Genomic DNA, 10114 nt, shown 5'->3' with positions numbered 1-10114 from the left:
CACCCGATTCTCCCGATCCCCTGCCCCTCCCCCAGGAGCCACAAGCATGACCGTCAGTCTGAACAAGGCCGTACCCGACTTCAGCGCGCCGATGACCGGCGACGCCACCTTCCGCCTTGCCGACTACCGCGGCAAGACGGTGGTGCTGTACTTCTACCCGAAGGACAACACGCCGGGTTGCACCACGGAGGCCATGAACTTCCGCGACCAGTATGAGGACTTCCAAAAGGCCGGCGTGCAGGTGTTCGGCATCTCGCGCGACAGCATCCGCTCGCACGAGAACTTCAAGGCCAAGCTTGAGCTGCCCTTCGAGCTGATCTCCGACGCCGACGAAGCCGTGTGCACGCTGTTCGATGTCATCAAGCTGAAAAAGCTCTATGGCAAGGAGCACCGGGGCATCGAGCGCAGCACCTTCATCATCGACGGCAAGGGCATCCTGCGCCACGAGCTGCGCGGCATCAAGGTGCCGAACCATGTTGACGAAGTCCTGGAAATCGTGCGCGGGCTCTGAGGTATCGCGTCGGTATCGGCCTTGCCACGACACGGACGCCAGCCCGGCCGTGCTGTGTCGCAACACGCCGTTGGCAAACCCAATTGCCAAACCCAAAACCTTCGGATACATTGGCCCGTAATGAGTTCAGATTCCGGATGCCACGCTGTTTCGACTCCCCGGCCCAGGCGGTTCGCGCCACAGGCCGGTAGCGGACCTGCCGTGTCGGCAGTCCGCAAAAGAGCCGCCAATCCTGTTATGCAGGCATGGCGGCTTTTTTGTTTGCAACCGCGTCTGTCCTCATGCCTGTCCGCGCCGGGAGCCTCGCGCATGCATGCCCCGGCCATCGGCCGCCACGCCGTCTCCGACGTATCGCGGCGTCGCGGCACGGACACCCTCGCCCCCTTCTTGTCCCCCTGAAAGGAAAGCCAAGCATGCCGCTGCCTACCATGCCCGCCAAGCCTGCCCAATTGCTGGATCCGAGCGAGTTTGCTCCGGTCTCCGCGGTGCCCAAGGCCAAAGCCGCCACACAGGGCAAGAAACCTGTGCCGGCGCTCGAGCGCGTGGCATTGCTGGAAACCGGCGACACCGAGGTGCCTGAGGTCCAGGCCCGCGCCGCCGGTGGCACCCGTGCCCGCAGCACCGAGACCCCGGCCGTATCGACGCCTGCCGTCAATGCCGCACCGGTCAGCCTGGTCAAGCCGTCCACCGGCCCCACGCGCCGCGCCCGCAAGTCCGAAGGCCCGAGCAAGCTGTTCGTGCTCGACACCAACGTGCTGATGCACGACCCGGCCTCGCTGTTCCGCTTCGAGGAACACGACATCTATCTGCCGATGATGACGCTCGAAGAGCTGGACAACCACAAGAAGGGCATGAGCGAAGTCGCGCGCAACGCGCGCATGGTCAGCCGCACGCTCGATTCGCTGGTGGGCGGCACCGACGGCGTGCTCGACGAAGGCCTGCCGCTGGCCAAGCTGGGCAACCGCGACGCGCAGGGCAAGCTGTTCTTCCAGACGCGCCTGAACGACATCAAGCTGCCTGAAGGCCTGCCGCAGGGCAAGGCCGACAACCAGATCCTGGGCGTGGTCAGCGCGCTGCAGCAGCAGTACCCCGAGCGCCAGGTCGTGCTGGTGTCGAAAGACATCAACATGCGCATCAAGGCGCGCGCACTGGGCCTGCCGGCCGAAGACTACTTCAACGACCAGGTCCTGGAAGACAAGGACCTGCTCTATGCCGGCGTGCTGCAGCTGCCCGGCGACTTCTGGACCAGGCACGGCAAGGGCGTGGAAAGCTGGCAGGACCCGAAGTCAGGCGCCATGTTCTACCGGCTCACCGGGCCGCTGGTGCCGTCGTTCCTGGTCAACCAGTTCGTCTACCTGGAACCGGTCGACGGCAGCCTGCCGCTGTACGCGCAGGTCAAGGAGATCAACGGCAAGACCGCGCTGCTGCAGACCCTCAAGGACTACACGCACCACAAGAACAATGTGTGGAGCGTGACCGCCCGCAACCGCGAGCAGAACTTCGCGCTCAACCTGCTGATGAACCCGGACATCGACTTCGTCACGCTGCTCGGCCAGGCCGGCACCGGCAAGACCCTGCTGGCGCTGGCAGCCGGGCTGGAACAGGTGCTGGACCAGAAGCAGTACAACGAGATCATCGTCACGCGCGCGACGGTGCCGGTGGGCGAAGACATCGGCTTCCTGCCCGGCACCGAGGAAGAGAAGATGCAGCCCTGGATGGGCGCGTTCGACGACAACCTCGAGGTGCTGCAGAAGAGCGACGACAGCGCCGGCGACTGGGGACGCGCCGCCACGCAGGAGCTGATCCGGTCGCGCATCAAGGTCAAGAGCATGAACTTCATGCGCGGGCGCACCTTCGTCAACAAGTTCGTCATCATCGACGAGGCACAGAACCTGACGCCCAAGCAGATGAAGACGCTGGTGACGCGCGCGGGCCCGGGTACCAAGATCATCTGCCTGGGCAATATCGCGCAGATCGACACGCCGTACCTGACCGAGGGTTCGTCGGGCCTGACCTACGTGGTCGACCGCTTCAAGGGCTGGAGCCACAGCGGCCATATCACGCTGGCGCGCGGCGAACGCTCGCGCCTGGCCGACCACGCCGGCGACGTGCTCTGACACCGGCAACCTGCGGGCGCGCCCTGCCGGTGGGGGGGGGGGGGGGGGGGGGGGGGGGGCCCCCCGCAGCGCCTGAGCGCCGTCGTCAACGGCAAGCACTTTGGGGCTATGATGGCCCCATGTTTGCCGTTGCCCCGCATCCCCACTGGAGGCGTCGATGAATACCCAGCATCTGCCCGGCGGGCATGCGCCTGCCGTCGCCCGCAGCCAGCACAGGCAGCGCCTTGCACTGGCCATGCTGGCAGCCGCCGGCATGGCGCTGGCCGCCAGCTGGCGCCCGGCCCATGCCGCCGCCGAAGAAATGGTGATCCGCACCATGGGCCCGGTCAGCTACGTCTGCGGCGGTGTCGCCGAGGACGAGCGCCAGGCGCTGGCCGCGAAGGAAAAGGACTTCAACATGGGCATCCTGTTCACCCAGGGTGCGAACGGTGAATTCCTGTCGGACGTGGCAGTCCGGCTGATGCGCGACGGGCAGGAAGTCGCCAGCTTCCGCGCCGCCGGCCCGCGCTGCCTGATACGTGCGCCCGAAGGCAGCTACAATATCGAGGCCAGTTACAAGGGCCAGGCCAAGTCCATCAAGGTCAGCACCGGTACGCGCAACGCCCAGCTACGCTGGTAGCGGCAAGGCTTCCGGTGCGCCGGCAGGCCGGCGACCGGAAACCCAGGATGCCATTGCGCCGTACCCGAATCCCTACCCATCCACTGCGTGCGCAGGGCCTGCTTGCCCAGGTCCGGCTGCCGCTGCTCTGCGCCACCGCCCTGCTGCTGGCGGCCTGCGCCAGTTCCCCGTCTTCGCGCCACGCCGGCCTGCCGCGGACGCCGGGCAAACCCATGATCGACCCCAGCGCCGGACTGGAAGAGATTTCGATCCAGGCGATGTCCCTGGTCGGCACACCCTATCGCTACGGCGGCAATACACCGGACTCCGGCTTCGACTGCAGCGGGCTGGTGCGCTACGTGGTGTCGCGCGCGGCCAATGTGAACCTGCCGCGCACCACCGAGGCGATGGGCGTCCGCGGCAGCTCGCTGGACCGCAGCGAAGTGGCATCCGGCGACCTGGTGTTCTTCAACACCACCGGCCGCGCCAATTCGCACGTGGGCATCTACGTCGGACAGAACCGCTTTGTCCATGCACCGTCGTCCGGCGGCACGGTCCGTCTCGAAGACATGGGCAAGCCTTACTGGGCCTCGCGCTACAACGGCGCGCGCCGCGTGGTCGCGGCGGTCAACCAGCCGCCCGCGCCAGTGGCAGCCCCGGCCGCGCCACCGCTGCCTGAGCCGGCGCCGGCCTCGGCACCGCTTGGGGTAGACGACGATCCCATCGCGGCCTTCGCCAACCAGTGAAGCGCCCAAACAAAAAGCCAGGCATCAGCCTGGCTTCTTGTTGGTACGGCGGCCCCTGCCTTACAGGATATGCCGCCCGATCCACCATGCGATCGCCGCCATGAAGGCCGACGCCGGGATCGTCAGCACCCAGGCCCAGACGATATTGCCGGCCACGCCCCAGCGCACCGCCGACATCTTCTGCGCCGAGCCGACGCCGACGATGGCGCCGGTGATGGTATGCGTGGTCGATACCGGCACGCCCAGCGCCGAGGCAAAGAACAGCGTAATCGCCCCGCCCGTCTCGGCGCAGAAGCCGCCGACCGGCTTGAGCTTGGTGATCTTCTGGCCCATGGTGCGCACGATCCGCCAGCCGCCGAACAGCGTGCCCATGCCGATGGCCACGTAGCAGCTGACGATCACCCAGGTCGGCGGCTGGCCGCCGGCGACCACATGGCCGCTGGCAATCAGCAGCATCCAGATGATGCCGATGGTCTTCTGCGCGTCATTGCCGCCGTGGCCCAGGCTGTACAGCGAGGCCGAAACCAGCTGCAGCCGGCGGAACCAGCGGTCCACCCGCGACGGCGGCGTGCGGAAGAAGGTCCAGCCCACCATCACCATCATCAGCGAACCGAGCAGGAAGCCCAGCAACGGCGAGACCAGGATGAACGCCACGGTCTTCAGCAGGCCGCTGCCCACCAGCGCGCCCGTGCCGGCCTTGGCCACCGCCGCACCCACCAGCCCGCCGATCAGCGCATGCGACGACGACGACGGGATGCCGTAATACCAGGTGATGACGTTCCAGGCGATCGCCCCGACCAGGGCCCCGAATATCACGTAGTGGTCGACGATATTGACGTCGATGGTGCCGGTCCCCACCGTGGCCGCCACCTTCAGGTGAAAGACAAAGATTGCGACGACGTTGCACATCGCCGCCATTGCCACCGCATGGTGCGGCTTGAGCACGCCGGTGGACACCACCGTGGCGATCGAGTTGGCCGCGTCGTGGAAGCCGTTCATGAAGTCGAACAGCAGCGCGAGCGCCACCAGCAAGGCGATCACCCACAGGCTCATTTGTATGGTCTGCATGCCGATTGCCGCCTCAGGCGTTTTCCAGGACGATGCCTTCGATGATGTTGGCGACGTCCTCGCACTTGTCGGTGATCGTCTCGAGCTGTTCGTAGATGGCCTTCAGCTTGATCAGGCGCTTGACGTCGGTCTCGTCGCGGAACAGCTTGGACATCGCCGAGCGCATCACGCGGTCGGCTTCAGATTCAAGCTGGTCGATCTGCTGGGCGGTCTTCAGGATGGTGCTGGCATTGCCCATGTCCTCGAGCAGGCCCACCGCGATCTTGACCTGGTCGCAGCACTGCACGCAGATGGCCGCCAGGCGCAGCGCTTCGTCGGTCAGGTTGGTCACGTCGTACAGCGAGATAGTCTCGGCCACGTCTTCCATCAGATCCAGGATGTCGTCCATGGTCGTGATGAGCTTGTGGATCTCGTCGCGATCCAGCGGCGTGATGAAGGTCTTGTGCAGCAGGTCGATGGTGTCGTGCGTGATCCGGTCGGCCTTCTTTTCAGTGGCCTGGACGCGGCGGGCATGGGCCTCGGCGTTGGGCAAGTCGTTGACCAGTGCCTGGAGCTCATGGGCGGCGGTCACCGCGCAGTCGGCATGCTGGTTGAAATATTCGAAGAACTTGCCCTCCGTGGGCATGAATCGGCCGAACATGGAATGTTCCTTGTGGCAGCGTGGTGACGCCGCTGATTGTGTTGCAGGATTGAGCGGACGCGTTGCATGACAGTCGCGGGTGGCGACTGTCATCAAAGCGCAATATTTTACAGGGTTACTGGGACATTGCCCGCGAATTTGGCGCAAACAAGACGGCGCCGCACGGACGATTGCAGGCTGGCTTGACTTCGTCAGGTATCGTTGTCGAAGAAAGCCGGGCCGCCGCTGAAGTTGTCGAACTTGGTGAACTGGCCCAGGAAGGTCAGGCGCACCGTGCCAATCGGGCCGTTACGCTGCTTGCCGATAATGATCTCGGCCGTGCCCTTGTCCTGGGAGTCTGCGTTATAGACTTCGTCGCGGTAGATGAACAGGATCACGTCGGCATCCTGTTCGATAGCGCCGGATTCGCGCAGGTCGGACATCACCGGACGCTTGTTGGGACGCTGTTCCAGGCTTCGGTTCAGCTGCGACAGTGCAATCACCGGACAGTTGAGTTCCTTGGCCAGACCCTTGAGCGAACGGGAGATTTCTGAAATCTCCGTGGCGCGGTTCTCGCCGCCGCCCGAACCTGACATCAGCTGGAGGTAATCGATGATGATCAGGCCAAGCTGCCCGCACTGGCGCGCCAGGCGCCGCGAACGGGCACGCAGCTCCATCGGGTTCAGCGCCGGAGTTTCGTCGATGAACAGCTGGGTGTCGTTCATGCGCTGGATCGCATGCGTCAGCCGCGGCCAGTCTTCATCCAGCAGGCGGCCAGTGCGCAGCCGGTGCTGGTCGAGGCGGCCTACCGAGCCGAGCATACGCATGGCCAGCTGGGTGCCCGCCATTTCCATCGAGAACACTGCCACCGGCAGGCCCTGCTCCACTGCCACATGCTCGCCGATGTTCAGCGAGAACGCGGTCTTGCCCATCGACGGGCGGCCGGCCACGATGATCAGGTCGCCCGGCTGCATGCCGCTGGTCATCTTGTCCAGGTCGATGAAGCCGGTCGGCACGCCGGTGACGTCGGTGGAATCGCGGTGGTACAGCTCGTCGATGCGCTCGACCACCTGGGTCAGCAGCGGCTGGATTTCCTGGAAACCCTTCTGGCCGCGCGAGCCTTCTTCGGCAATCGCAAAAACCTTGGACTCGGCCTCATCCAGCAGCTCGCGCACCTCGCGGCCCTTGGGCGCGAACGCGGCCGAGGCGATATCGTCGGCCGCCGTCACCAGCTTGCGCAGCACCGAGCGCTCACGCACGATCTCCGCGTAGCGGCGGATATTGGCCGCGCTGGGCGTGTTCTGCGCCAGCGAATTCAGGTAGGCCAGCCCGCCCACCTCCTCGGCCTTGCCGGCGACCTGCAGCATTTCATAGACCGTGATCACGTCGGCCGGCTTGGTGGCCGAGATCAACCGGGCGATGCTCTGGAAGATCATCCGGTGGTCAAAACGATAGAAATCCGCCTCGGAAATGAAGTCCGCAATGCGGTCCCAGGCGGCGTTGTCCAGCAGCAGGCCACCCAGCACCGATTGCTCGGCTTCGATGGAATGCGGCGGGACTTTGAGGTTCTCGAGTTGGGGGTCGGCGACGGGCGCGTTCATGGGGAGGCATTATAACGGCGGGAGGACGCACTTCGCCGGACATTTGGCGACCGGGCAGGCAAAGACAAGCGGGCAACAAAAAAAGGCAGGAGCCGGGGCTCCTGCCTTTTTTGCTTGCGGTGCTTCAGCCGGCGCAGCGCGCCGGCAAGGCGGCACGTCCTTAGACGCTCTCACCCACGACCGACACGGTCACGTCGACCACGACGTCCGTGTGCAGCGCAACGCTGACCGGGTGGTCGCCCACCATCTTCAGCGGACCGTTCGGCATGCGAACCTGGGCCTTTTCCAGCTTGAAGCCTTGGCCAGCCAGGGCTTCAGCGATGTCGGCATTGGTCACGGAACCGAACAGGCGGCCGTCCACACCCGACTTCTGGCTGATCTGGACGCTCAGGCCGCTCAGCTTCTCGCCTTCGGCTTGCGCGGCGGCCAGCTTCTCGGCAGCGGCCTTTTCCAGCTCGGCGCGCTTGACTTCGAATTCAGCGATCGCGGTTTGCGTAGCACGGCGGGCCTTCTTGCCCGGGATCAGGAAGTTACGGGCGTAACCGTCCTTCACCTTGACGATGTCACCCAGGTTGCCCAGGTTGATGACTTTTTCCAGCAGAATAATTTGCATCGTATTCTCTCCTTAACGGACCTATGGCCTGATCAGTTCTTGTGCAGGTCGGTGTACGGCATCAGCGCGAGGAAACGCGCACGCTTGATGGCCGTATCCAGCTGACGCTGATAGTGAGCCTTGGTACCGGTCAGGCGGGCGGGCGTGATCTTGCCGTTGTCGCCGATGAAGTCCTTCAGGGTGTCCAGATCCTTGTAGTCGATCTGTTCCACGCCAGCCACGGTGAAGCGGCAGAAGCGCTTGCGCTTGAACAGCGGGTTCTGTTGCTGGAAGCGCTTCTTGTTCTTGTTGTCACGTTTGACGAATGCCATGATTCAATCCTTTTCGAATGCTTTACATCCAGTGATGTGAAAGACGAGAGCCTTGCTGTTGCGGTGCCTGCGGGCCAGGAATCCTTCGCAGTCGAGCAGCGTGCCGAGCGGTAAGCGCTCCAGACGCTGGCCAACCTGTCCGACCCCCATCGCTGAGATTGCAAACTCGACCTGCCGCGGCGTTTGCGCCTCGACGGCCTCGCCGCTGTACTGCAGGATGCAGTTCACGACGGGGACCCCGGCCGGGGTATAGCGCAGGGCATCGCGTTCCGCCAGGGTGGCGGCAAGCCGAAGCTGGTTCAACGCGGGACCTCTTGCTGGTTGCAATCCATGCTGCCGTGGCCGACGCTGTCAGCCATGGCGCGCACCGCAGTCCGCACTCAGGCGGCCTGGCCTTCGGTGGTCGTTTGCGCGGCCTTGCGGGCTTCTTCGCGCTGCACTTCCTTCATCATCGGCGAAGGTGCGGTCTCGGCCTTCTTGGTCTGCACGATCAGGTGGCGCAGGACGGCGTCGTTGAACTTGAACGCGTGTTCCAGTTCAGCCAGCGTTTCCTTGCCGCATTCGATGTTCAGGCAAACGTAGTGAGCCTTGGCCAGCTTCTGGATCATGTAAGCCATCTGGCGACGGCCCCAGTCTTCCACGCGGTGAACGTTGCCGTTCTGCGAGGTCACGAGCTGCTTGTAGCGCTCGATCATGGCCGGCACTTGTTCGCTCTGGTCCGGATGGACGATGAAGACGATTTCGTAATGACGCATTGACGCTCCTTTTGGATTAGCCACCCGGGCGTCACGAGTCCGGTGTGGCAAGGTTGAATAGCCTTACATTATAGCGCGCATGGCAGCAAGTGCGCAAGCCGCTGATTACACAGGCAAATCAGGCGTTGGCAAACACGGCCTGCAGCCTTGCCGGATCCCGCGCCAGGCCTGAGTCGGCTGCCAGCGCCAGGGCCAGCAGCACGCGCGCCTTATAGGGATTGAGGTCCGTTGCGGAAACAAAAGCTCCATCCGTCGGGCTGAGCTGGGGCGGAATCGCCACATGGCCGGCCCCGGTGCGGGAACTGCGCACCACGGCCACCCCCGCGGCAGCGGCATCGGCCAGCGCCCCGGCCAGCACCTCATGCACCGAGCCATTGCCGGCGGCAGCCACCACCAGCCCGGCTATACCCGCGCGGACCAGCGCATCCACTGCCACCCTGCCCGGCTGCGCGTAGCTCGCCACGATCTCCACCATCGGCCACGCCGCCGGCATCGGCCCGATCACCCAGGCCGCGCGTGGCGCGCGGGCGAAGCGCACGTAGTCGTCCTGCACGAAACCCAGCGGCCCGCAGGCCGAGACAAAGGCGTCCACCGCCGACGTGTGGGCCTTGGCCACATCCCGCGCAGCGTGGATCTGCTGGTTCAGCACCACCAGCACACCCTTGCCGCGCGCATCGGGATGAGCGGCCACGCGCACCGCATCCAGCAGGTTCAGCGGCCCATCGGCCGACAGCGACGTCGACGGCCGCATTGCCGCTGTCATCACCACGGGCACCGGACACGATTGCGTCAGGTGCAGCGCCATCGCAGTTTCTTCCAGCGTATCGGTGCCGTGGGTGATCACGATGCCAGCCACGTCGGGCTGCGCGGACCAGTGCTCAACCCGCGCCGCCAGCGTTTGCCAGAGCGTGAAGGTCATGTCCTTGCTGTCGACCTGGGCCACCTGCTCGGCCTCGATGCGAGCCGCCGACTGCAGCGCGGGCACCGCTGCCAGCAACGACGACACCGGCACGGTCGCCGCCTGGTAGCGTGCGCTGCTGGCAGAGTTTCCGGCCGCGCCAGCAATGGTGCCGCCGGTGGCCAGTACGACGATGCGAGGCAATTGGGTCATGGAGCGTGCAAAGAAAGTGGAAAGGCAGGAATGGCGATTGTAACGGGCGCGCCCCGCCTCGCCG

12 protein-coding genes are annotated in these 10114 nt (G+C 65.0%); 4 read left to right on the top strand and 8 right to left on the bottom strand.

The features are described 5' to 3' along the window. Nucleotides 1-46 precede the first annotated feature (46 nt). The 4 genes from AC3WQZ_RS15920 (at nt 47) to AC3WQZ_RS15905 (ending at nt 3972) form a co-directional block, all read left to right on the top strand. Nucleotides 47-511 (top strand): peroxiredoxin, encoded by a 465-nt coding sequence (locus tag AC3WQZ_RS15920; protein ID WP_010810472.1) that lies wholly within the window; start codon nt 47-49, stop codon nt 509-511. A 413-nt stretch (nt 512-924) separates the two neighbouring features. Continuing rightward, complete coding sequence (locus AC3WQZ_RS15915) at nt 925-2628, top strand: PhoH family protein (RefSeq protein WP_010810471.1); 1704 nt, start codon at nt 925-927, stop codon at nt 2626-2628. A 157-nt stretch (nt 2629-2785) separates the two neighbouring features. After that, entirely contained in the window at nt 2786-3247 is a 462-nt protein-coding gene (locus AC3WQZ_RS15910; protein WP_010809520.1) for a hypothetical protein, read from the top strand. 47 nt (nt 3248-3294) lie between these two features. Next, a complete protein-coding gene (locus AC3WQZ_RS15905) occupies nt 3295-3972 on the top strand; it encodes a C40 family peptidase (protein WP_010809519.1) in 678 nt (225 codons plus the stop codon). Between the two features lie 60 nt (nt 3973-4032). Here the strand turns inward: AC3WQZ_RS15905 and AC3WQZ_RS15900 are convergent, their stop codons facing one another. The 8 genes from AC3WQZ_RS15900 to AC3WQZ_RS15865 form a co-directional block, all read right to left on the bottom strand. Beyond that, nucleotides 4033-5040: an inorganic phosphate transporter gene (locus tag AC3WQZ_RS15900; protein ID WP_010809518.1), complete on the bottom strand. Its 1008-nt coding sequence runs from the start codon at nt 5038-5040 to the stop codon at nt 4033-4035. Between the two features lie 13 nt (nt 5041-5053). After that, a complete protein-coding gene (locus tag AC3WQZ_RS15895; RefSeq protein ID WP_010809517.1) occupies nt 5054-5680 on the bottom strand; it encodes a DUF47 domain-containing protein in 627 nt (208 codons plus the stop codon). Between the two features lie 191 nt (nt 5681-5871). Continuing rightward, nucleotides 5872-7260 (bottom strand): replicative DNA helicase, encoded by a 1389-nt coding sequence (locus tag AC3WQZ_RS15890; RefSeq protein ID WP_492300858.1) that lies wholly within the window; start codon nt 7258-7260, stop codon nt 5872-5874. Between the two features lie 160 nt (nt 7261-7420). Beyond that, nucleotides 7421-7873 (bottom strand): 50S ribosomal protein L9, encoded by a 453-nt coding sequence (gene rplI / locus AC3WQZ_RS15885; RefSeq protein WP_010809515.1) that lies wholly within the window; start codon nt 7871-7873, stop codon nt 7421-7423. A gap of 32 nt (nt 7874-7905) precedes the next feature. Beyond that, on the bottom strand, nt 7906-8184 hold the full coding sequence (gene rpsR / locus AC3WQZ_RS15880) for a 30S ribosomal protein S18 (RefSeq protein WP_006163606.1): 279 nt from the start codon (nt 8182-8184) through the stop codon (nt 7906-7908). 3 nt (nt 8185-8187) lie between these two features. Next, nucleotides 8188-8487: a primosomal replication protein N gene (gene priB, locus AC3WQZ_RS15875; protein ID WP_010809514.1), complete on the bottom strand. Its 300-nt coding sequence runs from the start codon at nt 8485-8487 to the stop codon at nt 8188-8190. A gap of 77 nt (nt 8488-8564) precedes the next feature. Continuing rightward, nucleotides 8565-8939 (bottom strand): 30S ribosomal protein S6, encoded by a 375-nt coding sequence (rpsF, locus tag AC3WQZ_RS15870; protein WP_010809513.1) that lies wholly within the window; start codon nt 8937-8939, stop codon nt 8565-8567. Nucleotides 8940-9057: 118 nt separating this feature from the next. Then, on the bottom strand, nt 9058-10050 hold the full coding sequence (locus tag AC3WQZ_RS15865) for an asparaginase (protein WP_041687807.1): 993 nt from the start codon (nt 10048-10050) through the stop codon (nt 9058-9060). Nucleotides 10051-10114 lie beyond the last annotated feature (64 nt).

It is taken from the genome of Cupriavidus sp. FW305-26, assembly GCF_058787975.1.
The sequence above is the reverse complement of the archived record's forward strand: the minus strand, read 5'-3'. Positions and strand labels throughout refer to the sequence as shown.

Bases quoted from the DNA above. Each gene is read 5' to 3' on its own strand.
- AC3WQZ_RS15920 (WP_010810472.1), top strand. From the start codon at position 47: ATGACCGTCAGTCTGAACAAGGCCGTACCCGACTTCAGCGCGCCGATG.
- AC3WQZ_RS15915 (WP_010810471.1), top strand. From the start codon at position 925: ATGCCGCTGCCTACCATGCCCGCCAAGCCTGCCCAATTGCTGGATCCG.
- AC3WQZ_RS15910 (WP_010809520.1), top strand. From the start codon at position 2,786: ATGAATACCCAGCATCTGCCCGGCGGGCATGCGCCTGCCGTCGCCCGC.
- AC3WQZ_RS15905 (WP_010809519.1), top strand. From the start codon at position 3,295: ATGCCATTGCGCCGTACCCGAATCCCTACCCATCCACTGCGTGCGCAG.
- AC3WQZ_RS15900 (WP_010809518.1), bottom strand. From the start codon at position 5,040: ATGCAGACCATACAAATGAGCCTGTGGGTGATCGCCTTGCTGGTGGCG.
- AC3WQZ_RS15895 (WP_010809517.1), bottom strand. From the start codon at position 5,680: ATGTTCGGCCGATTCATGCCCACGGAGGGCAAGTTCTTCGAATATTTC.
- AC3WQZ_RS15890 (WP_492300858.1), bottom strand. From the start codon at position 7,260: ATGAACGCGCCCGTCGCCGACCCCCAACTCGAGAACCTCAAAGTCCCG.
- rplI (WP_010809515.1), bottom strand. From the start codon at position 7,873: ATGCAAATTATTCTGCTGGAAAAAGTCATCAACCTGGGCAACCTGGGT.
- rpsR (WP_006163606.1), bottom strand. From the start codon at position 8,184: ATGGCATTCGTCAAACGTGACAACAAGAACAAGAAGCGCTTCCAGCAA.
- rpsF (WP_010809513.1), bottom strand. From the start codon at position 8,939: ATGCGTCATTACGAAATCGTCTTCATCGTCCATCCGGACCAGAGCGAA.
- AC3WQZ_RS15865 (WP_041687807.1), bottom strand. From the start codon at position 10,050: ATGACCCAATTGCCTCGCATCGTCGTACTGGCCACCGGCGGCACCATT.